This window comes from Streptomyces sp. NPDC090032 (assembly GCF_044748025.1).
Classification (GTDB): domain Bacteria; phylum Actinomycetota; class Actinomycetes; order Streptomycetales; family Streptomycetaceae; genus Streptomyces.
Genome location: NZ_JBIVFF010000008.1, coordinates 276,582 through 292,788 on the forward strand (window position 1 = coordinate 276,582; position 16,207 = coordinate 292,788).

Annotated in this window: 16 protein-coding genes; 9 read left to right on the forward strand and 7 right to left on the reverse strand. The window is 71.5% G+C overall.

Annotation, left to right across the window (positions count from 1 at the left end):
* The first annotated feature begins 228 nt into the window (after window positions 1-228).
* Complete coding sequence (locus ACIPWY_RS22120) at window positions 229-2,421, forward strand: alpha-N-acetylglucosaminidase (RefSeq protein ID WP_401534520.1); 2,193 nt, start codon at window positions 229-231, stop codon at window positions 2,419-2,421.
* A 63-nt stretch (window positions 2,422-2,484) separates the two neighbouring features.
* Here the strand turns inward: ACIPWY_RS22120 and ACIPWY_RS22125 are convergent, their stop codons facing one another.
* Window positions 2,485-3,714, reverse strand: a complete 1,230-nt coding sequence (locus tag ACIPWY_RS22125) for an acyl-CoA dehydrogenase family protein (protein ID WP_362908850.1) — start codon at window positions 3,712-3,714, stop codon at window positions 2,485-2,487.
* A gap of 164 nt (window positions 3,715-3,878) precedes the next feature.
* Between ACIPWY_RS22125 and ACIPWY_RS22130 the strand changes: the two genes are divergently transcribed.
* Window positions 3,879-4,535 carry a TetR family transcriptional regulator gene (locus ACIPWY_RS22130; RefSeq protein WP_362908851.1) on the forward strand — a complete coding sequence of 219 codons (657 nt, stop codon included), beginning with the start codon at window positions 3,879-3,881 and terminating at the stop codon, window positions 4,533-4,535.
* 11 nt (window positions 4,536-4,546) lie between these two features.
* Here ACIPWY_RS22130 and def read toward each other — a convergent pair whose 3' ends face one another.
* Window positions 4,547-5,098: a peptide deformylase gene (def, locus tag ACIPWY_RS22135; RefSeq protein ID WP_362908852.1), complete on the reverse strand. Its 552-nt coding sequence runs from the start codon at window positions 5,096-5,098 to the stop codon at window positions 4,547-4,549.
* Between the two features lie 141 nt (window positions 5,099-5,239).
* Here def and ACIPWY_RS22140 point away from each other — a divergent pair, with 141 nt between their 5' ends.
* The 5 genes from ACIPWY_RS22140 (at window position 5,240) to ACIPWY_RS22160 (ending at window position 9,694) form a co-directional block, all read left to right on the forward strand.
* Entirely contained in the window at window positions 5,240-6,478 is a 1,239-nt protein-coding gene (locus ACIPWY_RS22140; protein ID WP_266667981.1) for a Mur ligase family protein, read from the forward strand.
* Between the two features lie 23 nt (window positions 6,479-6,501).
* Window positions 6,502-7,230 (forward strand): glutamine amidotransferase, encoded by a 729-nt coding sequence (locus ACIPWY_RS22145; protein ID WP_362908853.1) that lies wholly within the window; start codon window positions 6,502-6,504, stop codon window positions 7,228-7,230.
* A gap of 142 nt (window positions 7,231-7,372) precedes the next feature.
* Window positions 7,373-8,398, forward strand: coding sequence for a 6-phosphofructokinase (locus ACIPWY_RS22150; protein WP_362908854.1), 1,026 nt, complete (start codon window positions 7,373-7,375; stop codon window positions 8,396-8,398).
* 103 nt (window positions 8,399-8,501) lie between these two features.
* Complete coding sequence (locus ACIPWY_RS22155; RefSeq protein WP_401534524.1) at window positions 8,502-9,452, forward strand: cytochrome c oxidase assembly protein; 951 nt, start codon at window positions 8,502-8,504, stop codon at window positions 9,450-9,452.
* A gap of 83 nt (window positions 9,453-9,535) precedes the next feature.
* Window positions 9,536-9,694, forward strand: coding sequence for a hypothetical protein (locus tag ACIPWY_RS22160; RefSeq protein ID WP_100597532.1), 159 nt, complete (start codon window positions 9,536-9,538; stop codon window positions 9,692-9,694).
* Between the two features lie 38 nt (window positions 9,695-9,732).
* On the opposite strand, the gene ACIPWY_RS22165 is transcribed toward ACIPWY_RS22160, so the two are convergent.
* Window positions 9,733-10,122 (reverse strand): SSI family serine proteinase inhibitor, encoded by a 390-nt coding sequence (locus ACIPWY_RS22165; RefSeq protein ID WP_362908856.1) that lies wholly within the window; start codon window positions 10,120-10,122, stop codon window positions 9,733-9,735.
* Between the two features lie 193 nt (window positions 10,123-10,315).
* On the opposite strand from ACIPWY_RS22165, the gene ACIPWY_RS22170 reads away from it, so the two are divergent.
* Together ACIPWY_RS22170 and ACIPWY_RS22175 are read left to right on the forward strand one after the other, a co-directional pair.
* A complete protein-coding gene (locus tag ACIPWY_RS22170) occupies window positions 10,316-11,038 on the forward strand; it encodes a lysophospholipid acyltransferase family protein (RefSeq protein WP_362908857.1) in 723 nt (240 codons plus the stop codon).
* A gap of 75 nt (window positions 11,039-11,113) precedes the next feature.
* Window positions 11,114-12,151, forward strand: coding sequence for an NAD-dependent epimerase/dehydratase family protein (locus ACIPWY_RS22175; protein WP_401534528.1), 1,038 nt, complete (start codon window positions 11,114-11,116; stop codon window positions 12,149-12,151).
* Window positions 12,152-12,216: 65 nt separating this feature from the next.
* Here the strand turns inward: ACIPWY_RS22175 and ACIPWY_RS22180 are convergent, their stop codons facing one another.
* From ACIPWY_RS22180 to ACIPWY_RS22195, 4 genes are all read right to left on the reverse strand, one after another.
* Window positions 12,217-13,728: an alpha/beta hydrolase gene (locus tag ACIPWY_RS22180; RefSeq protein WP_362908912.1), complete on the reverse strand. Its 1,512-nt coding sequence runs from the start codon at window positions 13,726-13,728 to the stop codon at window positions 12,217-12,219.
* A 295-nt stretch (window positions 13,729-14,023) separates the two neighbouring features.
* Window positions 14,024-14,779 (reverse strand): urease accessory protein UreD, encoded by a 756-nt coding sequence (locus ACIPWY_RS22185; RefSeq protein WP_401534530.1) that lies wholly within the window; start codon window positions 14,777-14,779, stop codon window positions 14,024-14,026.
* Window positions 14,776-15,453 (reverse strand): urease accessory protein UreG, encoded by a 678-nt coding sequence (gene ureG, locus ACIPWY_RS22190; RefSeq protein ID WP_362908860.1) that lies wholly within the window; start codon window positions 15,451-15,453, stop codon window positions 14,776-14,778. The genes ACIPWY_RS22185 and ureG overlap by 4 nt, the downstream gene beginning before the upstream one ends.
* Before the next feature lie 66 nt (window positions 15,454-15,519).
* Window positions 15,520-16,194: an urease accessory UreF family protein gene (locus ACIPWY_RS22195; RefSeq protein WP_362908861.1), complete on the reverse strand. Its 675-nt coding sequence runs from the start codon at window positions 16,192-16,194 to the stop codon at window positions 15,520-15,522.
* Window positions 16,195-16,207: the final 13 nt, after the last annotated feature.

Below are 16,207 nucleotides of genomic sequence, written 5' to 3' on the forward strand. Positions count from 1 at the left end.
CCGGACGCCACCCGGGACGAGCGAGCTCCGGCCGAGGCGACCACGCACCAGCGCGCGCCCCGGCCGACGCGGCGCACCCATGCGCACGATTGCACCCCACCCCGGCCGGGCCTCCCCTCCAGCGGGCGTCCACAAGGGCTTACTCACGCTCCCTACCGAACCCTCCCCGCCCTCCGTAAGATCCGCGGCGGCAAGTGGTCCAGTCCACTCACGCGCTTGGAGTGCTCCATGAACCTCGGTCGTCGTACCGTGCTCACCGCCCTCGGCTCCACCGCCGCGCTCACCGTGTCGGCCTCCGGGGCCCGTGCCGGAAGCGGAGCGTCCTCGCGCACGCCGGCCGCCGACGCCCTGGCCCGGCTGCTGCCGCGCCACCACGACCAGGTCACCTTCCGCACCCTCCCCCGCCCCGAGCGCGGCAGCGGCGACGCGTTCAGGGTGTCGGGGTCCAGAGGCCGCATCCTCGTCGAAGGCACCACACCCGCCGTGCAGTTGACCGGCTTCCACCACTACCTGCGCCACCACGCCCACGCGCACTTCTCGTGGAGCGGCGAGCAGACGGAGTCCTTGCCGGCGCGGCTGCCCGCGCTCGCCGCGCCCGTGACGCGCGGCGCGAACGTCACCCACCGGTTCGCCTTCAACGACACCAACGACGGCTACACAGGCCCGTATCACGGCTGGGACTACTGGGAGCGTGAGCTCGACGTCCTCGCGCTGCACGGCTTCAACGAGGTCCTCGTCCACCTCGGCGCCGACACCGTCTACCACCGCACGTTCCAGGAATTCGGTTACGGCGATGCCGAGATGCGTGCGTGGATCGCGGGCCCGGCCCACCAGCCGTGGTGGCTGCTCCAGAACATGTCCGGCTTCGGCGACCCCGTGTCGCGCAAGCTCCTCGACCGGCGTGCGGCGCTCGCCCGCAAAATCGTCCGCCGGATCCGCGAGCTCGGCATGACTCCGGTGTTCCCCGGTTACTTCGGTACCGTCCCGCCCGGTTTCGCCGACCGGAATTCTGGCGCGCACGTCGTCCCGCAGGGCGACTGGGTCGGCTTCACGCGCCCCGACTGGCTCGACCCGCGAGACCCGCACTTCGCGAGGATCGCGGAGACCTTCTACCGCGTGCAGAGCGAACTGCTCGGCGACACCACCATGTACAAACTCGACCTGCTGCACGAGGGCGGCAAGCCGGGGGACGTACCGGTGGGCGAGGCCGCGAAGGCGGTCGAGAAGGCGCTGCGCACCGCCCATCCCGGCGCGATCTGGAACATCCTCGGCTGGCAGACCAACCCGCGCCGCGACATCCTCGACGCCGTCGACCGCTCGAAGATGTTCATCGTCGACGGCCTCTCCGACCGCTTCCCCACGGTGACCGACCGCGAGGAGGACTGGGCGGGCACGCCCTACGCGTTCGGCTCGATCTGGAATTTCGGCGGCCACACGACGATGGGCGCCAACACTCCCGACTGGGCCTCGCTGTACGAGAGTTGGCGCACCAAGGAGAACAGCGCCCTGGACGGCATCGCGCTCATGCCCGAGGGCGCCGACAACAATCCGGCCGCGTTCGCCCTCTTCAGCGATCTGCCGTGGACGGACGGCTCCGTCGAGCTGAAGAGCTGGTTCGAGCAGTGGCCGACACAGCGCTACGGCGGCCACGACGCGCACGCGGTGGCCGCGTGGGACGTCCTGCGCCGCACCGCGTACGGCACCACGCGGGCGGACAGCTGGAGCGAGGGCCACGACGGCCTGTTCGGCGCCCGGCCCGCCCTGGACGTGTCCAGCGGCGCGTCCTGGTCGCCGGGCGCGCTGCGCTACGACTCCGAGGAGTTCGCGCGGGCCCTGCCCGAACTGCTCGCGGTCGCACCGGGCTTGCGCCACAGCTCCGCGTACGCCTACGACCTGATGGACGTCACCCGGCAGACGATCTCGCACCGCAGCCGCGTCCTGCTGCCGCGGATCAAGGCCGCGTACGACGCCGAGGACCGCGTGGCTTTCGAGGAACTGACGGGTGAGTGGTTCACCTGGCTCGGGCTGCTGGAGGAGACCGTCGCCACGCAGCCGCGCCATCTGCTGGGGCGCTGGATCGCCGACGCGCGCGCGTGGGGCGCCGACGACGAGGAGCGGGATCGTCTCGAGTACGACGCGGTGTCCCTGGTGACGGTGTGGGGCCCGCGTTCGGGTGCCGACGACGGCGGGCTGCACGACTACGCGAACCGCGAGTGGGCCGGGCTCGTGGGCGGCCTCTACACGCTGCGCTGGTGGACCTACTTCGACGGGCTCGCGGTTGCCCTCGCCGATGGCACGACGCCGCGGCCGGTCGACTGGTACGCCCTGGAGGACGGCTGGGTCCGCGACCACCCGGCGTACTCCGCACGGCCCTCCGGCGACGTCGTCCGCATCGCCCGCAAGGTCGCCGCCCGGCTCTGACCACTGCGGCACAGCCGCTGAAGCCGGTGCCCTCCGCCGCGCGAAGGGCACCGGCCGACTCGGCTAGCGGATCGGCAGACCCGAGAGCGTGCGGGCGATCACGAGACGCTGGATCTCGCTGGTGCCCTCGAAGATCGTGTAGATCGCGGCATCGCGGTGCATGCGCTCGACCGGGTACTCGCGGGTGAAGCCGTTGCCGCCGAGGATCTGGATGGCCTGGCCGGTGACCTTCTTGGCGGTCTCGCTCGCGAAGAGCTTCGACATGGAGCCCTCGGCCGACTCGAACTTCTTGCCCGTGGTCGCCATCCAGGAGGCACGCCACACCAGGAGTCGCGCCGCGTCGATCTGGGTGCGCATGTCGGCGAGCTGGAAGGCGACGCCCTGGTTGTCGATGATCGGGCGGCCGAACTGCGTACGCGTCCTGGCGTACTCCAGGGCCTCCTCGTACGCGGCGCGGGCCGTGCCCACCGCCATCGCGCCGACAGCCGGGCGGGACGCCTCGAACGTGGCCATGGCCGCGTTCTTCACGCGCTCGCCGCCGCCGGCCTTGGCGCGCTCACGCGCGCGTGCCATGCGCTCGTCGAGCTTGTCCTTGCCGCCGAGCAGGCAGGAGCCGGGCACGCGCACGTCCTCGAGGACGACCTCGGCGGTGTGCGAGGCGCGGATGCCGTGCTTCTTGAACTTCTGCCCCTGGGACAGGCCCGGCGTGTTCGGCGGGACGATGAAGGAGGCGTGGCCCTTGGAGCCGAGCTCGGGGTCGACGACGGCGACGACGACGTGGACGTTGGCGATGCCTCCGTTGGTCGCCCAGGTCTTGGTGCCGTTGAGGACCCACTCGTCCTTGGCCGCGTCGTAGACGGCGCGGGTCCGCATGGAGGCGACGTCGGATCCGGCGTCCGGCTCGGACGAGCAGAAGGCGGCGACCTTGACGTCGGTGGCGTCGCCGTACATCTGAGGGATCCAGGTGCCGATCTGCTCCTCGGTGCCGTTGGCGAGGACGCCGACCGCGGCGAGTCCGGTGCCGACGATCGACAGGGCTATGCCCGCGTCGCCCCAGAAGAGCTCCTCCATGGCCATCGGGATGCCGAGGCCGGTGGGGTCGAAGAACTGCTGTGCGTAGAAGTCCAGGGAATAGATGCCGATCTTCGCGGCTTCCTGGATGACCGGCCACGGCGTCTCTTCGCGCTCGTCCCACTCGGCGGCCGCGGGACGGATCACATCGGCGGCGAACCCGTGGAGCCAGTCCCTGACTTCCTTCTGCTCGTCGTTCAGATCCATCGTGAACTCGGCCATGACCCCTCCAGCACTGCGTACACTTCAAGACGTTACTTGCGGTAACGGCAGTGTGTTACTCGCCAGTAGCCCCTGTCAACTCCCGGCAGCCCGTTCGATGCCCCGAGACCGTCGAGTGTTACGTTTCGCGTGCGTCAGGCCATCGCACGGGCGGGGAGAACCTCATGGAGACCACACAGCGGACGGATCAGCAGTCGTCTGCCGAGCGCCGGCGGCGAGAGCTGCTGGAGGCCGCGGACCGCGTGGTGCTCCGCGACGGGCCCGGTGCGTCCATGAACGCCATCGCGGCCGAGGCGGGCATCACCAAGCCGATCCTCTACCGGCACTTCGGCGACAAGGGCGGCCTCTACGCCGCGCTCGCCAAGCGCCACACCGACGCGCTCCTCGCCTCGCTGCGGGCTGCGCTCGACGCCCCGGCCGAGCGCCGCGAGCGGGTCGAGTCCACGCTCGACACCTATCTCGCGGCGATCGAGGCGCGGCCTCAGGTGTACCGCTTCCTCATGCATCCCTCGGAGAGCGTGTCCGAGAGCACGGCGCCGGGCGAGCAGGGCTTCTACGTCGGCAAGCACTCCGCTCCCCTGCTGCGCCGCATGGGCGAGGAGCTCGCCGAGGTCATCGAGGAGCGCGTCGACCTCGGCCCCGGCAGCCAGCAGCTCGCGCGGGTCTGGGGCCACGGGATCGTCGGCATGATGCACGCCGCGGGCGACTGGTGGCTCGGCGAAAGGCCCTGCTCGCGAAGCGAGTTGGTGCGCAGCCTCGCCGACCTGCTGTGGGGCAGGCTCGCCGCGGCGGGCGACAAGGTGGGCGGGCCCGGCTTCTAGCCCCAGAGGCCTCAGGAGTCCGCGTCGCTCGCCCAGGGGGCCCGCGCCGCCTGACGCAGGACCCTGCGACGGCGCCACCCCGTGACGTGGTCCGTGTAGAGCCGCCCCTCCAGGTGGTCGCACTCGTGCTGGAGGCAGCGGGCGAACCAGCCGGTGCCGTGCACCACCAGAGGCTCACCCCGCAGGTCCACGCCCTCGACGCGGGCGTGGTCGAAGCGGGGCGTGCCCGCCTCCAGGCCCGGCAGCGAGAGACAGCCCTCCGGTCCGCGTACGACCACGCCGTCCGCGTCGACGAGGCGTGGGTTCACGATGTACCCGAGGTGGCGGACGTCCTCGTCGTCGGGGCAGTCGTACACGAACACCCGCGCGGACTCGCCGATCTGATTCGCCGCGAGGCCCACGCCCTGGGCGGCGTACATCGTCGCGAAGAGGTCCTCCACAAGTCGGCCGAGCGCGGGGCCGAAATCTGTCACCTCCTGGCAGGGCGTGTGCAGCACGGGATCACCGAGCAGGGTCAGGGGTCTTACGCGCCCGGAGGCGCCCGGGATCGAGCCGTGTCGCATGGCCGTAAGGGTACGGTCAGGGCGAACCCCGGATCCGGGGTGGTGCCGCGGTTCGGGCGCAAAGGTGGATCTCGATAGGCTGACTCCACCAAGCGATGCCGGGGGCAGGCGCGGCGCCGTACGCAAGGAGGATCCAGAACGATGTCAGGCAACTCGGAGCCGCTGACTCCGCGGGCCAAGCTGGCCGTCACGGCGGGCAAGGCGGCCGCGGCGGTGTCCCGCGCGGCGGGCCGCGGCAGCGGATCGGTGATCGGCGGCAAGGTCGCGCTCAGGCTCGACCCCGAGCTGCTCGGGCGGCTTGCCCAGCATCTGGACGTGGTGCTCGTCTCCGCGACGAACGGCAAGACCACCACCACCCGGCTGATCGCCGAGGCCCTGCGCGCCGCCGGCCCCGTCGTGTCGAACGCGCTCGGCGCGAACATGCCCGCGGGCATCACGTCGGCGCTGGCCGGCGGCTCGGACGCGAAGTTCGGCGTGATCGAGGTCGACGAGAAGTACCTCGCGGGTGTCGCCCGCGACACCGCCCCGAAGGCGATCGCGCTGCTCAACCTCTCGCGCGACCAGCTCGACCGCGCCGCCGAGACCCGCATGCTCGCCGAGAAGTGGCGTGAGGGCCTGGCCGGTTCGAAGGCGATCGTGATCGCGAACGCGGACGACCCGCTGGTCGTCTGGGCCGCCTCCTCCTCGCCGAACGTGGTGTGGGTCGCCGCCGGGCAGGAGTGGAAGGACGACGCGTGGTCCTGCCCGTCGTGCGGCGGCGTGATGCAGCGCCCCGGCGACGACTGGTACTGCGGCGAGTGCGGCTTCCGCCGCCCGACGCCCAGCTGGGCGCTCCAGGGCGACTACGTCCTCGACCCGCACGGCTCGGCCTGGCCGATCCACCTCCAGCTGCCCGGCCGCGCCAACAAGGCGAACGCGACCTCGTCGGCCGCCGTCGCCGCGTGCTTCGGCGTGCCGCCCCAGGTGGCCCTCGAGCGCATGTACCAGGTGCAGGCGGTCGCCGGACGCTACGACGTCGTGCAGTTCCTCGGCCGCGACCTGCGTCTGCTCCTCGCGAAGAACCCTGCGGGCTGGCTCGAAACGTTTTCCCTGATCGACCCGCCGCCGACCCCGGTGATCCTTTCGGTCAACGCGCGCGGCGCCGACGGCACCGACACCTCCTGGCTGTGGGACGTCGACTACACGCGCCTGGCCGGTCACCCGATCTTCGTGATCGGCGACCGCAGGCTCGACCTCGCCGTCCGGCTCGAGGTCGCCGGCCTGGACTTCCGGGTCTGCGACAGCGTCGACGAGGCGGTGCAGTCCGCCCCGCCCGGGCGGATCGAGCTGATCGCCAACTACACCGCGTTCCAGGACGTCCGCCGCCGCGTCGGCAACTGAGACCCCGCAGAGGATTCATGAGCATGAGCGACAACGGCCTTCGTCTGGTCTGGGTCTACCCGGACCTCCTGAGCACGTACGGCGACCAGGGCAACGCCCTCGTCGTGGAGCGCCGCGCCCGCCAGCGCCGCCTCGACGTGCACCGCCTCGACGTCCGCAGCGACCAGCCGATTCCCACCTCCGGCGACATCTACCTGATCGGCGGCGGTGAGGACCGGCCGCAGCGTCTCGCCGCGGAGCGGCTGCGCCGTGACGGCGGTCTCCAGCGGGCCGTGGCCAACGGCGCGATCGTCTTCTCGGTCTGCGCCGGTTACCAGATCCTCGGCCACGAGTTCATCAACGACCTGGGCGAGCGCGAGCAGGGTCTCGGCCTGCTCGACGTGGTGTCCACGCGTGGTGAGGGCGAGCGGTGCGTCGGCGACGTACTGGGCGACATCGACCCGCAGTTGGGGCTCCCCCCGCTGACGGGCTTCGAGAACCACCAGGGCATCACGCACCTCGGCCCGTCGGCGCGGCCCTTCGCCCGGGTGCAGATCGGCCGGGGCAACGGCACGGGTGACGGCACGGAGGGCGCGTTCAACGACACCGTGTTCGGCACGTACATGCACGGCCCCGTCCTCGCCCGCAACCCGCTGATCGCGGACCTGCTCCTGAAGCTGGCCCTCGATGTCAACGCACTGCCGCCGGTCGACGACCGCTGGTACGAGGCGCTGCGCAACGAGCGGATCTCGGCGGCTCAGCAGCCCGCCTGATCGCTGTCCCGCACAAGTGAGCGGGTCAGTCCAGCAGGCGGACGTCAGGTGCGGCCCCGCCCCCTCCCGCCGGTAGGGTGGCGGGGATCCAGCCGGACAAAGTGGTCCGGTCATCGGCCCACTTTGCAAAGGTTCTCGGGCTATGCGTATTGGTGTCCTCACCTCCGGCGGAGACTGCCCCGGCCTGAACGCCGTGATTCGTTCGGTCGTGCACCGTGCCGTCGTCGACCACGGCGACGAGGTCATCGGCTTCCACGACGGCTGGAAGGGCCTGCTGGAGTGCGACTACCGCAAGCTCGACCTGGACGCGGTGGGCGGCATCCTCGCTCGCGGCGGCACGATCCTCGGCTCGTCGCGGGTCCAGCCCGCGCATCTGCGCGACGGCGTGGAGCGGGCCAGGGGCCATGTCGAGGAGCTGGGTCTTGACGCGATCATCCCGATCGGCGGAGAGGGCACGCTGAAGGCGGCCCGCCTCCTGTCGGACAGCGGCCTCCCGATCGTCGGCGTACCGAAGACGATCGACAACGACATCGCCGTCACCGATGTCACCTTCGGCTTCGACACGGCCGTCGGCGTCGCGACCGAGGCGCTCGACCGCCTCAAGACGACGGCCGAGTCCCACCAGCGCGTCCTGATCGTCGAGGTCATGGGCCGGCACACCGGCTGGATCGCGCTGCACTCGGGCATGGCGGCGGGCGCGCACGCCATCGTCGTGCCGGAGCGCCCCTTCGACATCGAGGAGCTGGCCGCGAAGGTCGGCGAGCGGTTCTCCGCGGGCAAGAAGTTCGCCATCGTGGTGGCCGCCGAGGGCGCCAAGCCCGCCCCCGGCTCCATGGAGTTCGACGAGGGCGTCAAGGACATGTACGGCCACGAGCGCTTCGCGGGCATCGCCACGCGGCTCTCCGGCGAGCTGGAGCAGCGCCTCGGCAAGGAGGCCCGCCCGGTGATCCTCGGTCACGTCCAGCGCGGCGGCACCCCCACCGCGTACGACCGTGTGCTCGCCACGCGCTTCGGCTGGCACGCCGTCGAGGCCGTGCACCGCGGCGAGTTCGGCATGATGACGGCGCTGCGCGGCACGGACATCGTGATGGTGTCGCTCGCCGAGGCCGTGGAGACGCTGAAGACCGTTCCGCAGGAGCGGTACGCCGAGGCGGAGTGCGTTCTGTAGTTCGTGCTTGAAGAGTCTGCCCCCGGTCGCAGCCGCGACCGGGGGCAGTTCTACTCTGGTGCGGACAGACAGTCCACAACCAGTACCAATCAGGAGCCGGCGGATGGATCACAGCGGGCACGGCATGAACATGGATCTGCCGCCGTTCACGCTGGGGCGAGGCCTCGAATGGTCGGCGGACCCCTTCTTCCTGATCGGGTGCCTGGTGGCGCTCGGCCTGTACGGCTGGGGGGTCGTGCGGCTCGCGCGGCGCGGTGACAGCTGGCAGGTGGGCCGCACACTGTCGTTCGTCGTCGGCGTCCTGACCGTGCTGCTGGTGATGTGCACCAAGCTCAACGACTACGGCATGGTCATGTTCAGCGTGCACATGGTGCAGCACATGGTGATCAGCATGCTGTCGCCGATCCTGCTCCTGATGGGCGCGCCGATCACGCTCGCGCTGCGGGCGATGCCGGTGGCGCGGCGCGGCACCAAGGGGCCGCGCGAGCTGCTCCTGATGCTGCTGCACAGCCGGTACATGCGGATCGTCACGCATCCCGCGTTCACGATCCCGCTGTTCATCGCGAGCCTGTACGCGCTCTACTTCACGCCGATCTTCGACACCCTGATGGGTTCGAAGGTCGGACACATCGGCATGATGGTGCACTTCCTCGCCGTCGGCCTGGTCTTCTTCTGGCCGATCATGGGCGTGGACCCGGGCCCGCACCGCCCCGGCTATGTCATGCGGATGCTGGAGCTCTTCGCGGGAATGCCCTTCCACGCGTTCTTCGGCATCGCGCTGATGATGGCGTCCGGGCCGATGATCGGCACGTACGAGCACCCGCCGGCCTCGCTCGGGATCGACGCGCTGGCGGACCAGACGGCGGCGGGCGGCATCGCCTGGGCGTTCAGCGAGGTGCCGTCGGTGCTCGTGCTGCTCGCGCTGCTCTTCCAGTGGAAGAAGTCCGAGGACCGGCAGGCGCGCCGCAAGGACCGGGCCGCGGACCGCGACGGTGACCAGGAGCTGGTCGCGTACAACGCGTATCTCGCCTCACTGAACACGCGCGGCCAGTAGCGCCCGGCACCCCTGAGGGGTGACCATGGTGTTCAGCCGTGGTCCGGGCGCTGCGCCGTCCGGTTGCCGGGAGGAGGCGGGCCATGCCCGGATCGATGAAGACGATGGGGGTGCTCACCGTCGGCGCCCTCGTCGCGGTGACTGCCTACACGGTCGCGCTGGGGAGCAACGGCTGGCTGTGGTTCGGCTGGGTCGTGCTCGGTCTGCTCACCCTCGGGATGGCCGCGTCGCGCAGCACCTGACGCAGGGCCCGGTGCCGCGCGAGAGCCGGCCCCGCGCGTCAGAAGCGGAAGACGGACCCGGTCGACGCGTTCATCGTGCAGGCGTTGGCGAACGTCTTCTGCCAGGTGATCCTCTTGCCGCGGTACGTGCCGCTGGCGGTGACGGTCACCGGGGCATAGACCTGGGTGCACATCTCCCGGTCCGGAGCCAGGGCGTCCAGATTCCCCCGCGCTCCGTCGAGTGCCGCGCACGCCTTTGAGGCGTACGGGTGGTGCCCGGACGCCGCCGGCTCGCAGCGCAGCAGCTCACCGCGCATCCACGAGCCCTGGTCCCCGGAGACGGTGAGGAAGAGCCCCTGGGGCGCGGGCGGGTCGGTGGCGGTGGCGCGGGCGGGGCCGGCAGCGGCGAGAACGGTGAGGGCTGCGGCGGCGATGACGAGCGGACGCATCACGGGACCTCCGGTGCGGATACGGGGAGAAGTGAGGCGGCCAGGGCACTCCGTGCAGCGGGCGGCAGCCAAGCGGACGCGCCGTGCGGTCCCCCGGTCGGTGGTCCGGCAGGGTCCGAACGGGCTCTCGCGCGCGGGCCGACGATTGGTTACTGTGCGCACGCATCTCGATCCACGGCGAAGGCGGCCCAGCATGTTCTACCGACTGCTCAAGTACGTGATTCTCGGCCCACTGCTGCGGCTGGCGTTCCGGCCCCGGATCGAGGGGCTCGAACATGTGCCGGAGTCGGGCGCGGCGATCGTCGCGGGCAATCACCTGTCGTTCTCGGACCACTTCCTCATGCCGGCCATCCTGAAGCGGCGCATCACGTTCCTGGCGAAGGCGGAGTACTTCACGGGCCCGGGCATCAAGGGCCGGCTGACCGCCGCGTTCTTCCGCAGCGCCGGTCAGATTCCGGTGGACCGCTCCGGCAAGGCGGCGGGTCAGGCCGCGATCCGCGAGGGCCTCGGCGTGCTGAGCAAGGGCGAGCTGCTCGGGATCTACCCGGAGGGCACGCGTTCGCACGACGGGCGGCTCTACAAGGGCAAGGTCGGCGTGGCCGCGATGGCGCTCAAGGGACAGGTCCCGGTGATCCCCTGCGCGATGATCGGCACCTTCGAGGCCCAACCGCCCGGCCAGGTCATCCCGAACCTCCGCCGCGTGACGATCCGCTTCGGCGAACCGCTGGACTTCTCGCGCTACGCGGGCATGGACGGCGAGAAGGCGATCCTCCGCGCGGTCACCGACGAGATCATCTACGCGATCCTCGGCCTCTCCGGCCAGGAGTACGTCGACAAGTACGCGGCCGACGTCAAGGCCGAGGCCGAAGAGGCCAAGGAGAAGGCCCGGAAGTTCCCGCGGATGCCTTTGAGCTGAGAGCGGCGGCCGGGGCTTCTGCGCTCCGCGTAAGGCCCTGGAGGTGACGCCCTGTCCGGGCTACGGTCCCCGATCATGAGGACTGCGGTGGTGATCGGGGCGACGGGGCAGATCGGGCGCGTGGCGGTGCGGGCGCTCGCGGAGGACGGCTGGGCGGTGACAGCGGTCTCCCGGGGCGGCGGGCGGGACGCGAACTGGCCGGGTGACGTGCGGGAGTCCCGTGCCGACCGGGAGGACGACGCGGCGCTCGGCTCGGTGCTCGGGGACGGCGTGGACGTGGTCGTGGACACGGTGGCGTACGGCGCGGCCCACGCGCGACAGCTGGCCTCGTTCGCCGGCCGCATCGGCTCAGCGGTGGTGATCTCCAGCGGGTCGGTCTACGAGGACGACAAGGGCCGGGGGTTCGACACGCAGGGCGAGCCGGACGGGTCGCCCGAGTACCCGGTACCGATTTCGGAGACCCAGCGGACGGTCGCGCCCGGCGACGCGACGTACAGCACGCGGAAGGTCGCTCTTGAGCGGGAGCTGCTGGCGCTGGGCGACCGGCTGCCGGCGACGCTTCTGCGCGCGGGCGCCGTGCACGGGCCGCACTGCCGCACGCCGCGCGAACTGTACTTCGTGAAGCGGAATCTGGACGGCCGCCGTACGCGCGTGCTGGCGCACGGCGGGCGCAGCCGGTTCCATCCGGTCAGCGTGCACAACCTCGCCGAGCTGGTGCGGCTCGCCGCCGCGCAGCCCGGCTCGCGGGTCCTGAACGCGGGGGACCCCGAGGCGCCGACGATCGCGGAGATCGGGGCGCAGATCGACGCCGTGATGGGGGCCGAGACGGAGACGGTCCTGGTGGACGGTGCGCCTCCGGAGCCGAGCGTGGGTGACACCCCGTGGTCCATCGCGCATCCCGTCGTGTACGACATGGCCGCCGCGGAGCGGGAGTTGGGCTATCGCGCGGCGACGACGTACAGCGCGTCGCTGCCCGAGACGGTGGGCTGGCTGACCGAGCGGCTGAGCGCGGGGCGCGACTGGGAGGAGGCGTTCCCGGCGATGGTGCGCAGCTACACGACGGGGCTCGTCGACTACGCCGCCGAGGACGCGTGGCTGGCCCGGCGCGGCTGACCGCACAGTGACGGCCCGGCCCCGAGCGGGGGCCGGGCCGTCAAGGTACGGCCGTCAGACGGTGGTTACGGCTTGGGCGTGGCGTGCGGGGTGCAGGTCACGTCCTTGGCGTCCGTCTTGCCGGTGAGCAGGTAGGTGTCGACCCGGTCGTTGATGCACGGGTTGGTCAGGCCGGTGACACCGTGGGAGCCCGCGTCCTTCTCGGTGATCAGGCGCGAGCCCTTGAAGCGCTGATGCAGTTCGACGGCGCCCTTGTAGGGGGTGGCCGCGTCACGGGTGGACTGGACGATCAGGACGGCGGGCAGGCCCTTGCCGGTCTTCACGTTCACGGGGGTCTGCTGCTTGGTGGGCCAGGTGGCACACGGCAGGTTCATCCACGCGTTCGCCCACGTCATGAACGGATAGTCCTTGTGCAGGCGCGTGTTGTCGCGGTCCCACTTCTGCCAGCTGGTGGGCCACTTGGCGTCGGCGCACTCGACGGCGGTGTAGACCGCGTTGCCGTTCTCCGACGCGGCGTTGCCCGCGGTGTCCGACATGTCGGGGGCCGCGGCGTCGACGAGCGCCTGGGTGTCGCCGGCGACGTACTTGCTCCACACCTGCGCGACCGGCACCCACGACGAGTCGTAGTACGGGGCGCTCTGGAAGAAGGCGATCAGCTCGGCGGGGCCGACGACGCCGCCGATGGGGTTCTTCTTCGCGGCGGCGCGCAGCTTGACCCACTGGGCCTCGACCTTGGCCTGCGTGTCACCGAGGTGGAAGGAGGCGTCGTTCTTGGCCACCCACGAGGTCCAGTCGTTCCAGCGGCCCTGGAAGGCGACGTCCTGGCCGAGGTTGGCCTCGTACCAGATGTTGTCGCGCGACGGGTCGACGACGCTGTCGACGATCATGCGGCGGACGTGGCCCGGGAAGAGCGTGCCGTAGACGGCGCCCAGGTACGTGCCGTAGGAGACGCCCAGGTAGTTGAGCTTCTTCTCACCGAGGGCGGCGCGGATGACGTCGAGGTCGCGCGCGGTGTTCGGCGTGGTCATCTGCGGCAGCATGTCGCCGCTGCGCTCGGCGCAGCCGTCCGCGTACTCCTTGGCGAGCTTGCGCTGGGCGAGCTTGTCGGCCTCGGAGTCGGGGACCGGGTCGGCCTTGGGGGCCTTCACGTACTCCTGCGGGTCGATGCAGGAGATCGGCGCCGAGTGGCCGACGCCGCGCGGGTCGAAGCCGACGAAGTCGTAGGCCTTCGAAGTCTTCGTCCAGAGCGGGTTCTTGGTGGTCACGCGCGTCGGGAAGCGCATGCCGGAGCCGCCGGGGCCGCCCGGGTTGTAGACGAGGGCGCCCTGGCGCTCGTCCTTGGTGCCGGTGGAGCCTATGCGGTCGACGGCCAGCTTGATCTGCTTGCCGTACGGCTTCGCGTAGTCGAGCGGCACCGTCACCCAGCCGCACTGGATGGGCTTGGCGATGCCCCAGTCCGCGGGGCAGTCCTTCCAGTCGATGCCGGCCTTGGCGGCACGGGCCGCCGCGACGGCCGCACCGCGGGCCTCACGGTCCTGGCCGTTCCGGGAGTCCGCGCTGGCGAGCGGCGCCGCCATGGCTCCGGCTATCAGGGTCGCCGCCACGAGGGTTCCGGCGGAGCCGATCACCGCCTTCCGGCTGCTTCGACTGGTAAGTCGAGTCCGTCTCAACTGAGGCCTCCGTACATCGATTCGACCGTTACTTCGATCGGGTTCTCGATCAGTACGGGGATCCTCGCGCCTGCACCGTCCCTGACAACAGAGACTGTTGACGTTCTTTACCAATCCGATAAACGGTATAACCCGTCCCGGTGAGCGGAATGGGCCCGTACGGCCGCTTGGTACGGACCGGCCGGGCCCTCTGGGTCGAGGCTCAGGCCAGGCGGCGCAGGGCGTCGTCGAGCGTTCCACGCAGCCGCAGCGCGTCGGACGCGAGGGCCGTGACCAGGACGGCCGGCCCGGCGAGCGGCATCAGCGCGGCGTTCTCGCCGAGCAGCGCGGGAGGCGGCTTGTCCTTCTCGAACTCGGGCCTCACGACGACGAGTTGACCGAGCGCGCGGTGCCCCGCGAGCGCGGCTGGGCCGTCCCAGCCGCCGGGTGCGCCGGGGCCGCAGGACAGTTCCTGGTCGAGGAGGGGGCGGCCCGCCCGGTTCACGGTGAGGCGGCTGGTGAGCCGGCCGGGTTCCTCGGCGGTGCGGCCGAGCACCTGCTCCTCTCGCAGCACGAGCCGGGCGCCCTCGGCGAGTTCGGCCCGCATGGTGACCCGCAGGTCGCTCTCGCTCACGGAGATCAACTGCTCGGGCAGCCAGTGCAGTTCGGCCCCGTCGTCGACCGTGATCCGGACGTCGTAGCGCGCCTCGCCCTTGGCCTGGCCGGGCAGGGCGATCGTCGCGGCGACGGAGCCGATGCGCAGGCGGGCACCGGCCGTCGCGTGCGCCTCGACGCTCATGCGGTCCCCGCCGAGCGGCCCGCTCATGGCGCCGACGAGCATCACGCGCGCGTCGGGACCGGTCGAGCGGATGCGGCGCAGGGCCAGCGAGCCCTCTCCGTCGAGGACGGGCAGGCAGGTGCCGCCACGGCCGTCGTCGCTCGCCGTGATGCGGGCCGTGGAGCGTACGCCTGCCGTCATGCCGTCCACGCGGTGAGCTGTCCGCGCACCCAGCCGGCGACCTCGCCCACACCGTCGGTGGAACGCAGGGACTGCAGGACGACGGGGAGTTCGGCGCGCTGCGCCTTCGCGTCGGCGGACATCCGGGCGAGGTCGGAGCCGACGTACGGGGCGAGGTCGGTCTTGTTGATGACGAGCAGGTCGGCGGTGGTGACGCCGGGGCCGCCCTTGCGCGGGATGTCGTCGCCGCCGGCGACGTCGATGACGAAGATCTGCGCGTCGACGAGTCCGCGCGAGAAGGTGGCCGTGAGGTTGTCGCCGCCGGACTCGACGAGGATCAGGTCGAGCGGGCCGACCTCGTCCTCCAGGTCCTCCACGGCCTCCAGGTTGGCGGAGATGTCGTCGCGGATGGCGGTGTGCGGGCAGGCTCCGGTCTCCACGGCGGTGATGCGCTCGGGCGGCAGGACGGCCTCGCGGAGCAGGAACTCGGCGTCCTCACGCGTGTAGATGTCGTTCGTCACGACGGCGAGGGACAGCTCGTCGCGCAGGGCGCGGCAGAGCGCGGCGACGGTGGCGGTCTTGCCCGAGCCGACCGGGCCGCCGAGACCGATGCGCAGGGCGCGGCGGGTGCCGTCGGGGCGGCGGGCATCGGCGCTGACAGCGGCGGGGCCGTCGTGCGAGTGGTCGAGGTGCATGGTGTTACTCCAATCGTTCAGCGGGGAGGACGGGGCGCCCTGGGGGCACGTCCGGCGCGTCGCGTGTTAAGACGCGAACAGGCGCACAGGCCAGGCGGCATGGGCCTCGGCCCCCACCTCCAGCAGCGGCGCGGACGCCGCGGGCAGTGAGTCCACCCCTTCGGTGACGGCTCGTGCCGCGGCCTCGGCGGCCGCCGTCGCGACGCGGTCCATCTCGTCCGCGAGCCGCGCCAGCCCCGCCGTCGCGTCGAACGGATCAAGGCTGAGCAGCCGGACCGTCGCCGTGGCGGGCCCGCTGACGCTCTCGTAGACGGAGCAGTAGGCGGCGTCGGCGGGGCCGAGGCCCGCGGCCCGCGCGGCGAGGCCGAGGACCACCGGCTGGTGCGCCCCCTTGGGGAACCGCCGGGCGAGCGCGTCGAGTTCGGGATGCGGCCAGGCCGCTCGTGCGGCACGCATGAGCTGCCTGCCGAGCCTGCGCGCAGCAACGCGCAGGGCGGGCGACGGGGTACGGGCGTCCGCGGCCCCGTCCAGGGTGACCGGGTCGAGGCCGAGCGCGGCGGCGGCAGCCAGGGACGCCGACACCAGCCCCGTGGTGTGCAGACGGCCCCGGCAGAAGTCCTCCAGGCTCGCCGCGCCGGTGATGCGTCCCGCCTTGACGGCGGCCTCCGCCCCGCCGGAGTGGGCATGCCCACCGGCGGGGAAGCGGCCGTCGGCCAGGACGAGTAGTGCGGCTCGTGTCATGACTCTTCTTCTC